We start from the raw sequence: 17,467 nt of genomic DNA on the forward strand, positions 1-17,467 counted from the left end.
TCGCGAGCGAGCCCCTTCCCACAGAGGGGAACTGCATCAGCCATTCCAGGCGGCCTGCACAGGAGCAGCAGAGTGTTATCGAGTTTTTAAATACTGCCCGGTACTTTCTGGTTTGCCGGCCCCGCCCCTGCACGCGCCTAATCGACGGCCTCTCGCACACAGGTCTGAAGATGGAAATCGCTCGCGCCACGTCCCGCCCCGCTGCCTGGTTGATGCTCGGCATTGTTCTGGTCGCCCTCAACCTGCGCCCGTCGATGGCGGCGGTCGGTCCGCTGCTCTCGGCAATTCGTGGCGATATTCCGCTGAGTTTCAGCCTCGCGTCGCTGCTGACCATGCTGCCGGTGATGGCCATGGGGCTGGCGATGTTTTTCGGCATTGGCATCAGCCAGCGCCTGGGCGAGCAGCGCACGGTGCTGTTGTCGTTGCTGATTATCGGGGTGGCGACGCTGTCCCGACTGTTTCTCGACACGGCGGCGGAGTTGATCGCCAGTGCGATTCTCGCCGGGATCGGCATCGCATTGATTCAGGCCCTGATGCCGGCGCTGATCAAGTCGCGTTTCCCCGACAACGTTGCGTTGTGCATGGGCCTGTACGTCACGTCGATCATGGGTGGCGCGGCACTTGCTGCCGCGTTCGCACCGCAAGTGTTGCGGCATACCGGCAGTTGGCGCGTCGGGCTGGCGATCTGGGCGACCCTGGCGTTGCTGGCCCTGCTGTTTTGGTGGACGCAGCGCGCAAACACGCCAGTCGCTGCCAGCGCGCCGGTCAGAAAAGAATCCTTCCTGCGCAATTCCCGCGCCTGGCTGCTCGCCATCTTCTTCGGCCTGGGCACCGCGTCCTACACCTGCGTACTCGCCTGGCTGGCGCCGTACTACGTGGAAAAGGGCTGGAGCGAACAAAACGCCGGCCTGCTGTTGGGTTTTCTGACGGCCATGGAGGTGATTTCCGGCCTGGTGGTGCCAGCCATCGCCAATCGCAGCCGCGATCGGCGTCGGGTGTTGATGGTTCTGTTGGGGCTGATCGTCGCCGGTTTCTGCGGGCTGACCCTCAGCCCGCGGTCTCTGAGCCTGCTCTGGCCGTGTCTGCTCGGTTTGGGGATCGGCGGGTTGTTCCCGATGAGCCTGATCGTGTCCCTCGATCACCTCGACCATCCGCAACGCGCCGGTGGCCTGACCGCGTTCGTGCAAGGCATCGGTTATATGATCGCGGGGCTCTCGCCGCTGCTGGCCGGGGTAATCCGTGATCGGCTGGGCAGTTTCGAATGGGCCTGGTGGTCGCTGACCGGGGTGATGCTGGTGATGCTGCTAATCGCGCTGCGCTTCAATCCCCGGGATTACCCGCGCCACATTCGCTGAAAGGCGTTTCTGCCCGCTCTGGCTAAAGGCTTCTGGCCATCTTTCAGCGGATTGGTTTGCAGCGTCGTGTTGCTAAAACTTTCTGTCCCACAACTGAACGTGAAACGTCCTACAGGGGTTTCTCCTGGCACCATCGTTCCGTTACGATCATGCGCACACGTTTGCGCGGATTCAGCGCAAGGAGCCAAGCGAGACAGAACGGATGCTGAACAGTAACTTGCTTCGAAAGCTCGACATGCAGGACCTCATGGTGTTTGTCGCCGTGTATGAGCAAAGCAGCGTCACCGATGTGTCGGAGGCGCTGTTCGTCAGCCAGTCCACCGTCAGTTACTGCCTGAAAAAGCTGCGCACCAGCTTCGAGGACGACTTGTTCGTCAACACCCGCACCGGCATGCGCCCGACCTACAAGGCCAGCAGCATGTACGACCATGTGCGGAAAATCCTCGAAAGCATCAACCTGTGCCACGCCGGCGCGCCGACCTTCGACCCGACCGCCCAAGCAGTCACCTTCAACATTTGCGCCCCGGAATACTTCGAACAACTGATCCTGCCGCGACTGCTCAAGCGCTTCGACTTCGATGACCTGCCGGTGATGGTCAACATGCACAAGTTCGAAACCGACGTACCCGCCGAGGAACTGCGCGATGGCAGTCTCGATCTGGTGATCTGTTTCGGCCCGCATTTCCACCGCAGCCATGCCGACCTGAAATCACGGATGCTGCTGGAAGATGACCTGGTCTGCGTCTTCGACAAACGCGCCACGCCGCTGGAGCCGCGCCTGAGCCTGCAAGCCTTCACCGAGCGCCGGCATGTGTTCCCGACGCCGTGGACGTCCACCACCAACATGGTCGATGGCTGGCTCGCGCGACAGGCGCAGAAGCGTCAGATCGTCGCCCGCTCCAACAGCTACAGCGCGGCATTGAAGATGATCACCGGCACCGACTTCATCCTCACCCTGCCCCGGCGGATCCAGCGGCTGCTGACCAACGAGGCGGTGTTCAATCATTGCGAGGCGCCGAATGGCTTGCCGGGGTTCACCCTCGACATGCAGTGGAGCCAGAGCGTTGAACAGGACAGCGCCAACGTCTGGCTGCGCGAGCAGATCGTCAAGACCTGCGAGGAATTGCAGGCCGCCTGAGTCCTACACGCCGATGGCGATCTTGCTGTAGGACTCACGGTCGATGTCAACCAGCTCCACGGACAATTGCACTTCGACCTCGGTCGGCCATTCGCACAGCTCCTGCAACACGGCCAGCAGGCTTTGCGACAGTTGCTTCTTGATCTCCGGCGAACGTCCGCTGAGCAGCGCCAGCTTCACATGCACGAAACCGCGCTCGCCGATGCCGGTGCCGACCTTGAAGGTTTCCACCTTGACCGCCCGGCTCTTGATATCGAACTCCGCCGCGAACTGACCGGACCCCACCAAAGTGTTGTTGAGCCGGATCAACGCCACGTCGGCGTTCAACTGCGGCAGGTTGGCGGTGTATTCCATGTGCAGGTGTGGCATGTCGGTGCTCCATCGGATCGGCGAAAAGGGCGTAGGTATATCACAGCCTCTAAATGGCATGCTGCAGCGGCCGCTCGCTCATGAACGCCTCCAGCCGCGAACGCAGCCAGCGCTCGGCCGGGTCGCTGTCGACGTGGCTGAGCCAGACCATCGACAGGTCCAGGGTCGGGGTCTTGAACGGGAACGGCTCCTTGAACAACAGCCCGGAGGCGGCCATGGCTTCGGCGGTGTAGTCCGGCAGGCTGGCAATCAGATCGGTGCCGGCCAGCAGCGCCGGCAACGAGCTGTACTGCGGCACCGACAATACCACCTGACGAGTGCGGCCAATGTCCGCCAGCCATTCATCGGCGTAACCGCTGACGTTGGCCGTGTGGGAAACCAGCACATGGGGACGTGCGCAATATTCATCGAGGGTCAGCGGTGTGTCAGAGGCATCGGCGCGCAGGATGCTCGGCAGGATATGCCGCAACAACTTGCGCTTGGCGTTGGCCGGCAGGCCACGGGTCTGGCTGATACCGACAGTGATCTCGCCGGACGCCAGCAGATCGGGAATCCGCCAGTAATCGACATGCTGCACCACGAACACCACGCTTGGCGCTTCCTGACGCAGCGCGCGCAACAGCGGTGGCAGCAACCCAAATTCGACGTCATCGGACAGACCGATGCGGAAGGTCATGGTACTGACGGCGGGGTCGAAATCGCGGGTCAGGCTCAGCGCCACCGACAGCGAGTCCAGCGCCGGTTTCAGATGGCGAAAAATATCTTCGGCGCGGGCCGTCGGCTCCATGCGGTGACCGACGCGGATGAACAACGGATCGTTGAGCATCGTGCGCAAGCGGTTGAGCGCCGAACTGATGGTCGGCTGGCCGAGAAACAGTTTCTCGGCAGCCCGCGTTACGTTGCGTTCGAGCATCAATGTCTCGAACACCACCATCAGGTTGATATCGGCCTTGCGAAGTTCGTTGCGGTTCATCCATTGCCCCCCGTCCCCAGATGTCAGGCAGTGTAGAAAGGCCTTGGGGGCGGCGTCCATCGCGACGATGGTCAATACACCGTCAAGGTCTTCAGGCCCAGGCCCATGAGACGCGCATCATCGTTGATGCCCAGCGCCTGAGGGCTGATGGCGTCCGGCAATTGCAACTCGATATTCAGCCGGTCATCGTCCTTGAGCCGCTGACGGATCGCGGGGCTGATCGGTAGCTCCAGCCGGTTGCCCTGAAGTTGCGTCAGTTGCGTGGACAGCACCGGCTCGCCGTTCAGGCTGGCGATCACCCGTTGCGCGGCGTGCTGTGGCTGGATGAATGCCAGGGCGTCGATCACCAGCCCTCGCGCCTGAGGGGGCACCCGCAATGCGATCTGCGCCTGCCGACCGTTGGACCAGGTGCCCCAGCTTTCCGGCGTCGCCCAGCCATGGCTCAACTGGCGGCTGCTGTAATTGAACGTCAGCGCCTGCCCCGGATGCGTGAGCGGAATCAGCGATATGCCGCGCCCCTCATCCTGCATCGGCAGACACGCCGCGCAGCGCTTCCAGCCTGGCGCCAATACCACCAGCCCGTCCACCCGCGTCAGCAGATCGGCGTCGCTGTTGATGGTCTTGGCAGCATCGGCCAGAGCGTCGTCATCGAGGATGTACAGCGAATCGCTGCCGTAGTGACCCGAGTCGAGCATCTGTCGCGCGCTCTGCTGCGCCCGCGCCAGCGCCGAGACGCTCATGCGTCCCAGGTAAACCGCATCGGTGTGCAGGCCGTGGGTTGCTGCGAACCCGGCAATCATCTGCCAGCGCTCGGCCTGATTCTGCGGCATCAGGCTGCGCACATTCGGGTAATGCGCGGCGGCGCTGGTCCAGAACGGGTCGCCCATCGGGCTGTTCCAGGTCGAGGAGGATGCGGTCATTTTCCCCTCGCGCAGGCCCATCCAACCGTCGCGGGTGTCGACGATCTGGATCAGCAGCGCCAGCGCCAGCAACGAGATGGCGACGCGCGGTCGATACCCCCGCACCACGAGAAAAATCAGCGTGAGGATCAACCCGTAAAACACCGGCCAGAACATCCGCCCCGAGGCCCGAAAGATACTCGCCAGGCCGATGATTTTTTCCGGCAGCGGATAGTGAATCGTCATCCCGCCGATGCCGATCTGGTTCGACAACGCGAACAGCCACAACCCGAGCAATGCCAGCACCAACCAGGGGCGAGCGCGCAACTCATCCTTCAACAGCTGCCGGTTTCCAAGCCACGCGAGCAACGCCGGCGGCACCAGCAAAAGCACGCCCAGGCCCAGATAGTTGAAGCCTTCATAGTCCCCGCTGGCCTGCGGCAGATTTGGCAGGAGCAACGACCAGCCCGCCGGATCGACCGGCGCCAACAGATTCATCCGGTACAAGCCGAAACCACCGGACGCCGCGCCGTCGGCAATGCTGAAATACCCGGCCTGCCAGCAACACAGGCTCACCAGCGCGAACAGCGCCACGCCTTCGCTCAGGCTGTGACGCAGGGTCAGACGTCGGCTGAATGCCTGGCCGAGAAGATCCGCCACCCAGATCAGCGCCACCATCGCCAGCAGATAGGCATGAATCAACGCCGTCGCCGCCAATAACGTCCCCCAGGCCAGATAGCGACGCTGCAAATTCGGCAGCAACGCCAGGTACAACGCCGCCAGAATCAGGAAATGCCCCGCCAGCGAAGGGTGCCAGCCCATACGCAGAAACAGTGGTGGCGAGAATACCAGCAGCTCTGCTCCCAGCAGACGAGTCCAGGGATTGGTCGTGATCAGCCCCAGCAGTTTCCAGCCAAACCAGGCTTGCAGGACAAAACACCCCAGCAGCCACAGGCCAAAATACTGGAAGGTCTGCGGCAACCACGCGCTGAAGGGTTTGAACAACAGCGCCAGCAGTGGATTGGAGTCGGAAAAAATGATCGCGCTGCCCAGTTCCAGTCCATAAGCCGGGTTGAGCCCGAGGGGAAATGTCCATGGCGAGTGCCGGAAAAATTCCCAGCCCAGGTAGTGCGTCGCCGTATCGCCCAGCTCCAGCCAGGCGATGTTTTGCGGATTCAGCGCTTGCGGCCCGATGACCCAGAAAAACGTCAGCACACCGAACAGCAAAGGCAACAGACCCAACGCCGGATGCCTGGATGAATCTGTCATCGATACGTCCAGAAGTTGTGCAACACAAAGGTGAAGGCCGGGATCGTCAGCGCCACCGCAACGATCCCCGCCAGATAATGCAAACCGGCCAGTTGCGCGGCCCACGCGACCAACATCGCCAGTACAAAACCACCGGCCGACACCAACAGGAAACGCCGCAGGGTCTTGCCGTGCAATCGGGCAGAAAAACTCCAGGTCGTGTTGATCACATAAGACACCACCGTCGCCACGACGAACGCCACACCATTGGCCAGCGGCGGATGAGGGCTGACGAAGTTGATGAACAGCACCGCCACCAGCGCATGCAGCGCGGTGACGAACACACCGGTCACGGCAAAGCGCAAACCACGCTGGATCAACGCCGCCCTTTCGGTTGCGGTCACGGTTTGCGCGCCAGCACGAACACGCTCAGACCCGCCAGGCGATTGCCGGCCATCCATGGCAGCTCAAGCCTGCACAGGGTTTTGAGCAGCGCATTGACCCACGGGTGATGGCGCTTGAGTTGCGAGCGCGGCGGCGCCCCTTTCGCAGCACCGGGCAGCAGGCGCAGCGCCGCCGCAATCGGGAACACCGCGCCAAAGAAATACGCGCCCCGCTGCACCGTCAATCCGGCATCGCCGGCCAGGGTTTCGAACTGCGCCAGCGTGTAGCGGCGTTTGTGTTCGAGAAAGTCATCGTGACCGCTCCACATGAACTGGAACGCCGGCACGGTCATCAGGAAACGGCTGCCGGACGGCACTTTGTCGACGTAGGACTTGAGCAGGCCGAGGTCGTCGTCGACGTGTTCCAGCACGTCCATCAGCAACACCAGATCGGCGTCCAGCGCATCGACCGAACGGCGGTAATGCACCGGTTTGCCGGCCGTGCTGGCGCTGGAGTCGGCCGGGTAGCTGATGTCCACGCACCAGGCTTCGCGCGCGGCACTGTGAGTCAGCAAATGGTGGGAGAAAAATCCGGAACCGGCGCCCACGTCGAGAATGCGTTTGATCGATGCATCGCCCAGCATCCGTGTGGTCGCTGCCGCTTTCGAGCAGTAGTACCAATGCTCCCCGATGCTGTCGCCGAGGATGTCGGTTTCCTTGAGATCCATGGGTCAGTCCTTGGGATCGTAAATGCGCCGCACCAGGAAAACCGGTCGGCGTTTCGCTTCGATATAGGTGCGGCCCAGGTACTCGCCGAGGACACCGATGCCGATCAGCTGCAAACCGCCGAGGAAGGTCACCGCGACCATCAGCGAGGCATAACCGGGCAGATCGATACCGTAGATCAGCGTGCGCACCACGATGAACATGGCGAACGCAAAGGACACCAACGACACCAGCGCCCCCAGATACGTCCAGACCCGCAACGGTTCGGTGCTGAAACTGGTAATGCCTTCGAGGGCAAAATTCCACAGCCGCCAGCCGTTGAACTTGCTCTTGCCCGTCACCCGTTGGGGACGTTCGTATTCAACATGAGTGGTGCGGAAACCGACCCAGGCGAACAAGCCTTTCATAAAGCGTCGGGACTCGGGCAGCGTCAGCAAGGCATCCACCACACAACGATCCATCAGGCGAAAATCACCGACGTCCTCGGGCAATGGCTGTTCGGCGATTCTGTTGTGCAAGCGATAGAACCAGTGGGCCGACGTCTGTTTGGCCCAGGTATCGCTGCGGCGGCTGATCCGGTGACCGAGGACCACTTCAAAGCCCTCACGCCAGCGTTCGATCATCTGCAGGATGACTTCCGGCGGGTCCTGCAGGTCGACATCGATCGGCACCACGATCTGGCCGCTGGCCGTGTGCAGTCCGGCGGACAGCGCCGCTTCCTTGCCGAAATTGCGGCTCAGATCGACGATGCGCAGGCGCGAATCGCTCTGTTGACGCTGCAACAGGCGCTCCAGCGTGGCATCGGTGCTGCCGTCATTGACGAACACCAGTTCCAGGTCGATCAGCGCTTCGCGCTCGAAAACCTGCTGGATGCGCAGGAGGAAACCGTCAAGGCTGTCCTCTTCGTTGAATACGGGAACCACCAGCGACAACGTCACCTGCCCCGCGTTTGGCGTGCCGTGCGGATGAGTCAAGGGACTGCTCTTTTTTTATAGTGATAGTCGGTCGCCGAAACCGCTTCGACGCCATGAGCCGCCCCGTATTAAGCAGCACCCTCGAGTGTCATGCAAGGTCGAGACGAGGGCGTTCCGGCCAATCCGGAGGCCGTTCCGTGCGCTCTGGGCCGCGCTTCGCAGAAACATTCGCCAACGATTGGAAACAAATCCTCGATAGCCAAATGACGAGGCTCCGCTAGGCTTGCGACGGTGCGTCACACAGGTTGTCGCCATATCCCAATCGCATGGAGCGAACAGAATGTATTTCGAGATTTACAGGCAATCCAAAGGCACCCTGAGCACCGGCAAAGGCCAATGGCGCTGGAGGCTGAGGGCGGGCAATCACGAGACGATCGCCAGTGGCGAGTCGTATGTGAACAAGGCGGATTGCCTGCATGTGATCGAACTGATCAAGGGCGTGCAGGGGGAAACGCCGGTCAGGGAGATCTAGAAAACACGCCAGGCGCCGGGCTGCCCGCCGATTCGGGCAGCTGCGGCCAACCTGATTCAGAACCTTTCGGGGATGTTCTTGAACGGATAATCCGTTTCCTTGTAACCGCCCGGTTTCTGCCGCTTGGGCAATGTCACCTTTTCCCGTGGCACTTCCTTGTAGGGAATGCGGCTGAGCAGGTCGGAGATGATATTGAGGCGCGCACGTTTCTTGTCGTTCGAATTGGCCACCAGCCAAGGTGCGTAATCGGTGTCGGTCGCCTCGATCATCTCGTCCCGCGCCCTGGAGTAGTCATACCAGCGGCTGTAGGACTTGAGGTCCATGGGCGACAGTTTCCAGATCTTGCGGCCGTCGGCGATACGTTCTTGCAGTCGCCGGGTCTGCTCCTCGGCGCTGACGTTGAGCCAGTACTTGAGCAGGATCACCCCCGAGCCGACCACCGCTCGTTCCACCAGCGGTACGGTCTTGAGGAACTTGTCGACCTGTTTGTCCGTGCAAAACCCCATCACCCGCTCGACCCCGGCGCGGTTGTACCAGCTGCGATCGAAGATCACCACTTCACCGGCCGCCGGCAAGTAAGGCAGATAGCGCTGAATGTACATCTGGCTCTTTTCGCGATCGGTCGGCGCCGGCAGCGCCACCACGCGAAACACCCGTGGACTGACCCGATCAGTCAGGGCCTTGATTGTCCCGCCCTTCCCCGCCCCGTCCCGGCCTTCGAAGATGATGCAGATCTTGATCCCTTCGGCCTTTACCCATTCCTGCATTTTCACCAGCTCGACATGCAGCCTGCGCAATTCGCTCAGGTAGTCCTTGTTCGACAGCTTCGTCTGCTCGGGAGGTGTGTCGCGGGTAGCGTCTTTCTTCTTGCCTTTTGCCATGACCGGACCTCTAGGGTTGAAGTGGCTGCCAGGGGCCCCTGGCATCGCATGACCTGGAACAGGAAAGTTTAGCCATTTATCGCAAAACGCAAGTGAACAAGCGGCGTTCGGTGGGCAACGTGCTTATTGCGAAAAAGCCTGTGCAGGATTTTGACGGAACGCCAATAGCGAACCATTCTCCATCAGCGGCATTCATTGCCGACGGCTCATGCCTCGCTCGTTTCAGCCTGCCAATCGACGTAGGGAAGCGGTCATGCACATTTCGTTCTTGTACGCCGTGTCAGTCGTGTTCGCTTTGAGCGCAGCACCGGGATTGCTGCAAGCCGCAGATCCCCCGTCGAATGCTTCCGACTCCGCCCCCGCCACGGCGCCCGCCAAAGACGCGGTGTTTACCCAGGAACAGCTGGATCAGATGCTGGCGCCGATTGCGCTGTATCCGGATCCACTGCTGGCGCAGGTTCTGATGGCGGCAACGTATCCGGGAGAAGTGGCAGAAGCCGTGACCTGGTCCAAGGCCAACCCGAAGGCCAAGGGCGATGACGCGGTCAAGCAAGTGGCGACTCAGCCATGGGACCCGAGCGTGCAAGCGTTGGTGGCATTTCCGCAGGTGCTGGCAACGCTGGGACAGGATCCGGTCTGGGTGCAACGCCTGGGTGATGCGTTTCTGGCGCAGCCCGACGACCTCATGGACGGCGTGCAGCGTTTGCGGCATCAGGCCCAGGCAGCGGGCAATCTGCAGAGCAATCAATATCAGAATGTGACGGTACAGAACGTTGCGGCACCTGCACCTGCACCTGCACCGACCGCTGCTCCGGCATCCGCGCCCGCCGCCAGCAGCTCCACCATCATCATTCAACCGGCCGACCCGCAGGTGGTGTACGTCCCGACCTACAACCCGACCACCACCTACGGCACCTGGCCGTACCCGGCATCGCCGCCGGTTTACTACCCGCCACCTCCCGCGTATTACCCAGGCCAGGCATTGATGGCCGGGCTGGCATTCGGCACCGGTGTGGCGATTGTCGCGTCGTTGTGGGGTGACTGCGACTGGGGTAATAACGACATCGACATCGATGTGAACCGCTACAACAACATCAACGGCAACAACCGGATCACCAATAACCAGAACAAATGGCAACACAACGCCGTTCACCGCGACGGCGTCCCTTATCGGGACAATCGCAGCCGCAGCCAATACGGCCGCCAACTGGACGGCGCCGCTCAGCGGGAAGCCTATCGCGGGGACACTGCGCAGCGCGCCCAGGCTCGGGAAAAGGCGCGTAACTCCATGGACAGGGCCGGTATCGAGCGCCCGGCCACCAGCAATCTGGAAGCACGCGACCGGGCACGGGCAGCGCAATCCGCTAATACGGGAAACCGGATGCAAGGAGGTACGGAGCGACCCCGGACGGCCGACCGGGCTCAAGGCGATGCGCGCGATGCCCGTCAGCCCGGCGTCAACCAGCGTGAAAATCGTACGCCTCAGGCACGCCAGACCGCGCAAAACCGCCCGGCCGCCAGTGCAGGCAGCGCTCGCAACAACGCCTTCGCCGGCGCCCGTTCACCGTCGCAAACCCGGCAACAGGCCGATCGTGGCCGGGCCAGCCAGATTTCCGCGCAACGCCCCAACACCTCCCGCGCCGCCGGCCATCAGATCAACCGGCCGTCCGCACCGATGCGTCAGAGAGGAGGTGGCCGCCGATGAACACTCATTCTTTTATCAAGGGCTGCCTGGCCTTCGCCCTCGGCCTCGCATGGTCGAGCCTCGCTACCGCCCAACAGGCCTTTCCAACCCCGGAAAAAGCCGTCGACGCCTTCGTCGAAGCCCTCGGCACCGAACACGCCGACCAGAAACGCCTGACCGAACTGCTCGGCGAGGAATGGCACAGTTTCATCCCCCGCGAAGGCGTGCAACGCAGCGACGTCGATGCGTTTCTGGCTCAATACCACGCGCAGCACAGCCTGGAAAAAACCGGCGACAGCAAAGCCGTGCTGTCCGTCGGACCCGACCACTGGACGCTGCCCATTCCGCTGATCAAGGCCGGAAACGGCTGGCGCTTCGATATGAACGCCGCAAAGGCCGAAATCCGTGCCCGCCGCATCGGCCACAACGAACTGGCCGCCGTGCAATCGGCCCTGGCCTACCACGACGCCCAAATGGACTACGCCTCGGAAGACCGCGACGGCGACGGTGCCCTCGAATACGCACAGAAAATCATCAGCACACCCGGCAAACACGACGGCCTCTACTGGCCAGACGACGACAGCGGCCAGATCAGCCCCCTCGGCCCGGTCTTCGGCCAGGCCATCAACGACGAAGACTGGCACGGCTACCACTTCCGCATCCTCGAAGCCCAAGGCCCCTCGGCACCGGGCGGCGCTTACAGCTACCTGATTGGTGAAAAGATGAGTCGCGGCTTCGCGCTGATCGCCTGGCCGGCGAAGTACGACGACACCGGCGTGATGAGCTTCATGATCAGCCATGAGGGGCAGGTGTTTCAGAAGGATCTGGGGCCAGGCGGGGAGAAAGTGGCGAAAGCGATGAAACGGTTTGATCCAGATGATAGTTGGGAGGTGGTGAGTGTGGAGAAGAAATAACAGGTGTATCGAACTGCGCAGGATCAGAAACGAAAAAGCCCCGTAGCTTCTCAGCTACGGGGCTTTCTTTTACTTCCCTTTCAACAACTTGAACCATTTTTGCTGACTCTGCCAGTGCATGATCCTTAGATCTCGCGACAGGATTCAGGCATGGGCCTCGCGATCCAGCACTTCCGCGACCCACTGATTGATACTCTTTCGAGCCAACTGCGCCTTTACGGCGACAGTCGCATGGAGCGCGGGTGCCAAACGGAGACTGAGATTGCCCGAATAAGGTTTCTGCGGCGCACGCCCGAGCTTTACGCAGGTTTCCAGATAATCGGTGACAGCCTCTTCAAATGCCTGTCGGAGCTCTTTGACCGACTCGCCATGAAACCCCACGACATCCTTTATTCCCGCGATATGGCCAACAAACAGGCCGTCTTCATCACTGTATTCAATACGGGCGGCGTAACCGTTGTAGTTCATCACGTTCACGGTGCGACTCCTGCTTGTTCGAGAAAAGCCCGGGCATCACGAACCTGATAGGGCTTTGCTTCTTTATCTGGGTGGGGTCGGTGAAAAGTTGCGACCACACCATTCAATTCAAAACGTACGCGCGATCCATTGCCTTCTATCGCTCTCGCGCCTAAGGCACCGAACAGAGACTCAATCCGGGCCCACTCCAATGTGGCTGGTGTCGGTCTTGAAAATACGGCTTTGAGAGTGTTCAGCTGTTTATTATTCATAGTATTAAATCATGATACCGCGCAAGGGCACAGCGACGGCGTTTCATACCGCTGATGCGTGAAGTGAAACCCTCAAAAACCTGCAAAAACGCCACATATCCTGAGCCAGGAAAGCGGCGTTTATATAGCAGCTATTCAGAGTCTGTTTGGCACGGTCAACAGAATAATCGGGTGACTCTCCAGGAGGTTGTAGGCAAAATCCGCGAGTTGCGTGCGAACGGGCGATAGCTGTGCAAAACAGGCGATTGCTGCCTTGTTGCCCCTCATTTCGTCGGGATACCCTCCAGACGTCGCTGCAAATTCAGCGACCGGGCTTGGAAACCCGTCGAGTCATGCAACAGCGCCCCTGACAAATGCTGGCGTCTTCATACGTCCATAAATTTGCATCATGGCGGCTGTGCGTGGGACGCCCTCGGGCGTGCCGGTCTCCTTGACTCCCGGTTTCCAACCTGCGTACAGCTACCACCCATTCGCTTGGAAACGAACGTCGCAGCTCCTCACAGTCAAGGAGTTACGCATGCACGATGCACCCGAAGAAAAAACCATCGGCTTCACCCCCTTCATCTACTGCTCCGACCAGCCGCTGTTCCACGTCAGCGCGGGCGTACCTGTCAGCCAAGCACTGGCTCAGGCTTCCGATCTGTTGGCGCTCGCCAAGGCACTTACCGAAGATGCAGCGTTCATCAGAAATACCGACCGATACGCCTGGGCTGCGCATTTCCTGACGGCGATGGGGAAGGCGGTTATTGATGATGTGATGAAGGCGGTTTCACCGAGGCCCAACAGAATGCCGGACACAACGACATAAGCGGTCGCCCTCTACGCGCAGCGCAAACGAAAAAGCCCCGTAGCTTCTTAGCTACGGGGCTTTTCAAATAATGGCGGAGAGATAGGGATTCGAACCCTAGGTACCGGTGAAGGTACAACGGATTTCGAATCCGTCCCATTCGGCCACTCTGGCATCTCTCCAACGGCGCGCATCATAACAACACTTTCGCTGGTTGCGAACCCCCCAAGCGAAATTTTTTCCGTGCTATCAGATGCTTGCGTCGATTACAGCGGTACGCCCAGACGGTTGGCGACTTCTTCGTAGGCTTCGATGACGTCACCGAGGCCCTGGCGGAAGCGATCCTTGTCCATCTTCTTCTTGGTGTCCTTGTCCCACAGACGGCAGCCGTCCGGGCTGAACTCGTCGCCCAGGACGATGGAGCCGTCGCTGAACACGCCGAATTCAAGCTTGAAGTCCACCAGCAGCAGGCCAGCGTCATCGAACAGTTTGCTCAGGACTTCGTTGACCTTGAGCGACAGTTCTTTCATGCGCGCCAGTTGCTCGGCGGTGCCCCAGCCGAATGCCACGACGTGGGATTCGTTGATGAACGGGTCGCCCTTGGCGTCGTCCTTCAGGAACAGTTCGAAGGTGTACGGGTTGAGCTTCATGCCCTCCTCGACGCCCAGACGCTTGACCAGGCTGCCAGCGGCGTAGTTACGCACGACGCACTCGACCGGGATCATGTCGAGTTTTTTCACCAGCACTTCGTTGTCGGCCAGCAGTTTGTCGAATTGGGTCGGAATGCCGGCCGCTTCGAGTTTCTGCATGATGAAGGCGTTGAACTTGTTGTTCACCATGCCTTTGCGGTCGAGCTGCTCGATGCGCTTGCCGTCGAACGCCGACGTGTCGTTGCGAAACAGCAGGATCAGACGGTCGGCGTCGTCGGTCTTGTAAACCGATTTGGCTTTGCCGCGGTAGAGTTCTTCACGTTTTTCCATGATGGGCTCCGCTTGCTAAGTAGATGGGCTAGGCGATGTGGCGCCAGTCGAGCCCTGAATCTTGATCGGCCAGTTGCAGCCAGTCCGGGTCGCACCCGAGGGTGTCGACAAAACATTGCCGGGCCAGCTGCGGCAGGTTGTTCTTGCTGCTCAGATGGGCCAGGACCAGATGTTGCAGCCCCTGCCAGCCCAACTCGGCCACCAGGAATGCCGCCTGATGGTTGTTCAAATGTCCCAGCTCACCGCCCACCCGCTGCTTGAGAAAGTACGGGTAATGACCGCGCGCCAGCATGTCCCGGCAATGGTTGGACTCGATCATCAATGCATCGAGATCCCGATAACCTTCCAGCACCCGCTCGCAGTAGGAGCCCAGGTCAGTCAGCAGGCCGAAGCGCCGCTGCTCGCGATCACTGAACACGTACTGGGTCGGCTCCTGTGCATCGTGGGCCACGGCAATGACCTCGATATCCAGTGCGCCGATTCGCAGTTGCTCGCCACCGGCCAGAAAACCTGTGGGTTCAATCGGTTTGCGCATCCCGCGCAGTGTGCCGCGACTGAGGTAGACCGGCAGATTGTAGCGCCGAGACAGCAAACCCACGCCATGCACGTGGTCGGCATGTTCGTGGGTCACAAGTATCGCGCTCAGTTGCGCCGGGTTCACACCCAGGCGCAACAGGCGTTTTTCGGTTTCCCGCAGGGAAAAACCACAATCCACCAGCACATACGTATCAGCACTGGCGATCAGCGTGCCGTTCCCTTGGCTACCGCTGCCGAGAACGGCAAAACGCATGGGATCAGCCCAGGTTGTCCTGAATCACGCTCAACACTTTGCGGGCCACTTCGGCCGGCGCGACGGTGTTGATGTTTTTCTCGACGGTAACCTGAACGTTCTCGCCCACCTTGCTCAGGCGAACCTGATAACGCTCGGCACGGGCTTCAACTTCTTCCTTGCTCGGCGCGCTGCCGAACAGGCTGCTGAAGAAACCAGGCTTCTCGTCTTTCTTCTCGGCCTTTTCGGACAAGTTGATGTAGTACAGGCCCAGGCTGCGGTTGATGTCTTCAACGCGCCACTCGCCTTGCTCCAGTGCGCGACCGACGCTCGACCAGGCACGATCCAGATCGGAACCGACGTTCAACACCGGGTTGCCGCTGCCGTCTTCGCTCAGGCTGACGCGGCTCGGGGCATCGAAATCACGCGAAGCCAGCATCGACACCGAACCGCCCTTCTCGGCGTTACGGCTCATGCTCGCGAGCATGTCGTCGACCAGTGTCGCGTCCAGGCCGGTATTGACCGAACGGTTGGTGAAGGCCACATCGGCGGTGCTGCCTGCAGGACGCTCGGCGCTGACCACGTAGACTTCACTGGTGTTGCGCTGCACGCCTGGCTCGATGCGCACGCGCACGCGGGTTTCGCTGTCGCTGCTGACGCCGGCAGCGCTCAGGCGCTTGGCGACGGCGGCGGACAATTCGTCCGAACGCTGCCAGGTGGTGGTGAACTCGCCGGTTTGCGGACGCTGTTCATCCAGACGGAAACCGTTGTCCTGGAAGAACTGCAAAGCCACTGGCCAGACTTCGGCCGGCGGATGCTGGGCCATGACCCAACGCGAATCACCGCTCTTCTGCAGCGAGTAGTCGCTGGCATCGGCGATGGCCGACAACGGTTGCGGACGCGGAACCACGTACTCGCCGGTAGCGGTATCGTCGGCTACGTTGCGCGGGATCGGCAGCAGCGGATCCAGACGCTTGGAGGTGCTGACATCCGGCGGCAGTTGCATCGGTGCGGTCTGTTTCGCTTCCAGATAATCGCTGCCACGATCACGGAAATAGCCTTCCGGACCCCAGATCCATCCGCAGCCACTGGTGCTGGAGATAATCAAGGCAAGTGCGGAAAGTCCGGCCATTCGCTTCATGCGTTGTACTTCCTCAATTAAACCAGGACGCTGCACTGGCGCAGGGCCGAGCGCAGCGTTTCATGACAAGGAGCGCTCAGCCAGGTCAGCGGCAGGCGGATGCCTTGGTGCATCAGGCCCATTTCGACCAAAGCCCACTTCACCGGAATCGGGTTGGCTTCGATGAACAGGTCCTTGTGCAGCGGCATCAGTTTTTCGTTGATGGCCCGTGCGGTTTCGGCGTCGCCCTTGAGCGCGGCCTCGCACAGGTCGGCCATTTCGCGCGGGGCGACGTTGGCGGTGACGGAGATGTTGCCTTTACCGCCGAGCAGGATCAGCTCGACTGCGGTCGGATCATCGCCGGACAGCACGATGAAGTCCTTGCTCACGCCGTCGATGATCGCCTTGGCGCGTTTCAGGTCGCCGGTGGCTTCCTTGATGCCGATGATGTTCGGCACGGTGGACAGGCGAATCACGGTCTCGGCCTGCATGTCGCAGGACGTGCGGCCAGGAACGTTGTAGAGAATCTGCGGGATGTCGACCGCTTCGGCGATGTGCTTGAAGTGCTGGTACAGGCCTTCCTGGGTCGGCTTGTTGTAGTACGGGACCACCAGCAGGCAGGCATCGGCGCCGGCTTCCTTGGCATTGCGGGTCAGCTCGACGGCTTCGCGGGTCGAGTTGGCGCCGGTGCCGGCGATGACCGGAATGCGGCCATTGACCTGTTTGACCACGGCTTTGATGACGGCAATGTGTTCTTCTACATCAAGCGTGGCCGACTCGCCGGTAGTACCGACCGCGACAATGGCATGGGTGCCGTTCTTGAGATGGAAGTCCACGAGTTTGCTGAGGCTGTCCCAGTCAAGACGCCCTTGTGCATCCATGGGTGTGACCAGTGCCACCATACTGCCCGCAATCATGAAACCGCTCCTGCCGGAAAAAGAGAGCGGTAATGGTACTGGCGCCAAGATGCTTGCACAAGCGAAGTACTGCGCCGTCGGCATTCCCCTTGGCGCCGCTTTTCGCTACCCTTCAGACTTTGATCGGTATCGATCAGCTTGTACGCCGGG

At 60.9% G+C, this 17,467-nt stretch carries 19 protein-coding genes and 1 tRNA gene; 6 read left to right on the forward strand and 14 right to left on the reverse strand.

Annotated elements, in window-relative coordinates:
- Window positions 1-170 precede the first annotated feature (170 nt).
- Together KVQ74_RS12540 and KVQ74_RS12545 are read left to right on the forward strand one after the other, a co-directional pair.
- Complete coding sequence (locus KVQ74_RS12540; RefSeq protein WP_217831395.1) at window positions 171-1,355, forward strand: cyanate transporter; 1,185 nt, start codon at window positions 171-173, stop codon at window positions 1,353-1,355.
- Window positions 1,356-1,557: 202 nt separating this feature from the next.
- Window positions 1,558-2,493, forward strand: coding sequence for a LysR family transcriptional regulator (locus KVQ74_RS12545; protein ID WP_217831396.1), 936 nt, complete (start codon window positions 1,558-1,560; stop codon window positions 2,491-2,493).
- A gap of 3 nt (window positions 2,494-2,496) precedes the next feature.
- Here the strand turns inward: KVQ74_RS12545 and KVQ74_RS12550 are convergent, their stop codons facing one another.
- From KVQ74_RS12550 to KVQ74_RS12575, 6 genes are all read right to left on the reverse strand, one after another.
- Window positions 2,497-2,862, reverse strand: coding sequence for a 5-carboxymethyl-2-hydroxymuconate Delta-isomerase (locus tag KVQ74_RS12550; RefSeq protein WP_217831397.1), 366 nt, complete (start codon window positions 2,860-2,862; stop codon window positions 2,497-2,499).
- Window positions 2,863-2,911: 49 nt separating this feature from the next.
- Window positions 2,912-3,835: a LysR family transcriptional regulator gene (locus tag KVQ74_RS12555; RefSeq protein ID WP_217831398.1), complete on the reverse strand. Its 924-nt coding sequence runs from the start codon at window positions 3,833-3,835 to the stop codon at window positions 2,912-2,914.
- A 71-nt stretch (window positions 3,836-3,906) separates the two neighbouring features.
- Complete coding sequence (locus KVQ74_RS12560; RefSeq protein ID WP_217831399.1) at window positions 3,907-6,003, reverse strand: DUF6311 domain-containing protein; 2,097 nt, start codon at window positions 6,001-6,003, stop codon at window positions 3,907-3,909.
- Complete coding sequence (locus KVQ74_RS12565; protein ID WP_217831400.1) at window positions 6,000-6,386, reverse strand: GtrA family protein; 387 nt, start codon at window positions 6,384-6,386, stop codon at window positions 6,000-6,002. The genes KVQ74_RS12560 and KVQ74_RS12565 overlap by 4 nt, the downstream gene beginning before the upstream one ends.
- Entirely contained in the window at window positions 6,383-7,093 is a 711-nt protein-coding gene (locus tag KVQ74_RS12570) for a class I SAM-dependent methyltransferase (protein WP_217831401.1), read from the reverse strand. The genes KVQ74_RS12565 and KVQ74_RS12570 overlap by 4 nt, the downstream gene beginning before the upstream one ends.
- 3 nt (window positions 7,094-7,096) lie before the next feature.
- Window positions 7,097-8,065 (reverse strand): glycosyltransferase family 2 protein, encoded by a 969-nt coding sequence (locus tag KVQ74_RS12575; RefSeq protein WP_217831402.1) that lies wholly within the window; start codon window positions 8,063-8,065, stop codon window positions 7,097-7,099.
- A 280-nt stretch (window positions 8,066-8,345) separates the two neighbouring features.
- Here KVQ74_RS12575 and KVQ74_RS12580 point away from each other — a divergent pair, with 280 nt between their 5' ends.
- Complete coding sequence (locus tag KVQ74_RS12580; RefSeq protein WP_217831403.1) at window positions 8,346-8,537, forward strand: YegP family protein; 192 nt, start codon at window positions 8,346-8,348, stop codon at window positions 8,535-8,537.
- Between the two features lie 56 nt (window positions 8,538-8,593).
- Here the strand turns inward: KVQ74_RS12580 and ppk2 are convergent, their stop codons facing one another.
- Window positions 8,594-9,418, reverse strand: coding sequence for a polyphosphate kinase 2 (gene ppk2, locus KVQ74_RS12585; RefSeq protein ID WP_217831404.1), 825 nt, complete (start codon window positions 9,416-9,418; stop codon window positions 8,594-8,596).
- A gap of 253 nt (window positions 9,419-9,671) precedes the next feature.
- Here ppk2 and KVQ74_RS12590 point away from each other — a divergent pair, with 253 nt between their 5' ends.
- Together KVQ74_RS12590 and KVQ74_RS12595 are read left to right on the forward strand one after the other, a co-directional pair.
- On the forward strand, window positions 9,672-11,123 hold the full coding sequence (locus KVQ74_RS12590; RefSeq protein WP_217831405.1) for a DUF3300 domain-containing protein: 1,452 nt from the start codon (window positions 9,672-9,674) through the stop codon (window positions 11,121-11,123).
- On the forward strand, window positions 11,120-12,016 hold the full coding sequence (locus tag KVQ74_RS12595; RefSeq protein WP_217831406.1) for a DUF2950 domain-containing protein: 897 nt from the start codon (window positions 11,120-11,122) through the stop codon (window positions 12,014-12,016). Before KVQ74_RS12590 ends, KVQ74_RS12595 begins: the two co-directional genes overlap by 4 nt.
- 144 nt (window positions 12,017-12,160) lie before the next feature.
- Here the strand turns inward: KVQ74_RS12595 and KVQ74_RS12600 are convergent, their stop codons facing one another.
- Complete coding sequence (locus tag KVQ74_RS12600) at window positions 12,161-12,493, reverse strand: type II toxin-antitoxin system HicB family antitoxin (RefSeq protein ID WP_217831407.1); 333 nt, start codon at window positions 12,491-12,493, stop codon at window positions 12,161-12,163.
- Window positions 12,490-12,744 (reverse strand): type II toxin-antitoxin system HicA family toxin, encoded by a 255-nt coding sequence (locus tag KVQ74_RS12605; RefSeq protein ID WP_217831408.1) that lies wholly within the window; start codon window positions 12,742-12,744, stop codon window positions 12,490-12,492. Before KVQ74_RS12605 ends, KVQ74_RS12600 begins: the two co-directional genes overlap by 4 nt.
- 517 nt (window positions 12,745-13,261) lie before the next feature.
- Here KVQ74_RS12605 and KVQ74_RS12610 point away from each other — a divergent pair.
- A complete protein-coding gene (locus KVQ74_RS12610; protein ID WP_217831409.1) occupies window positions 13,262-13,552 on the forward strand; it encodes a DUF3077 domain-containing protein in 291 nt (96 codons plus the stop codon).
- 71 nt (window positions 13,553-13,623) lie between these two features.
- Here the strand turns inward: KVQ74_RS12610 and KVQ74_RS12615 are convergent.
- The 5 genes from KVQ74_RS12615 to dapA all read right to left on the reverse strand — a co-directional run bounded on the left by KVQ74_RS12615 (window position 13,624) and on the right by dapA (window position 17,317).
- Window positions 13,624-13,713: transfer RNA gene (locus KVQ74_RS12615), tRNA-Ser, on the reverse strand.
- An 84-nt stretch (window positions 13,714-13,797) separates the two neighbouring features.
- Window positions 13,798-14,511, reverse strand: a complete 714-nt coding sequence (gene purC, locus KVQ74_RS12620) for a phosphoribosylaminoimidazolesuccinocarboxamide synthase (RefSeq protein WP_007958019.1) — start codon at window positions 14,509-14,511, stop codon at window positions 13,798-13,800.
- Between the two features lie 28 nt (window positions 14,512-14,539).
- Window positions 14,540-15,301 carry an MBL fold metallo-hydrolase gene (locus KVQ74_RS12625; RefSeq protein WP_217831410.1) on the reverse strand — a complete coding sequence of 254 codons (762 nt, stop codon included), beginning with the start codon at window positions 15,299-15,301 and terminating at the stop codon, window positions 14,540-14,542.
- A gap of 4 nt (window positions 15,302-15,305) precedes the next feature.
- Window positions 15,306-16,421 (reverse strand): outer membrane protein assembly factor BamC, encoded by a 1,116-nt coding sequence (bamC, locus tag KVQ74_RS12630; protein ID WP_217831411.1) that lies wholly within the window; start codon window positions 16,419-16,421, stop codon window positions 15,306-15,308.
- A gap of 17 nt (window positions 16,422-16,438) precedes the next feature.
- On the reverse strand, window positions 16,439-17,317 hold the full coding sequence (gene dapA / locus KVQ74_RS12635; RefSeq protein WP_217831412.1) for a 4-hydroxy-tetrahydrodipicolinate synthase: 879 nt from the start codon (window positions 17,315-17,317) through the stop codon (window positions 16,439-16,441).
- Between the last annotated feature and the right edge of the window lie 150 nt (window positions 17,318-17,467).

This window comes from Pseudomonas botevensis (genome assembly GCF_019145475.1).
Taxonomy (GTDB): Bacteria; Pseudomonadota; Gammaproteobacteria; order Pseudomonadales; family Pseudomonadaceae; genus Aquipseudomonas; species Aquipseudomonas botevensis.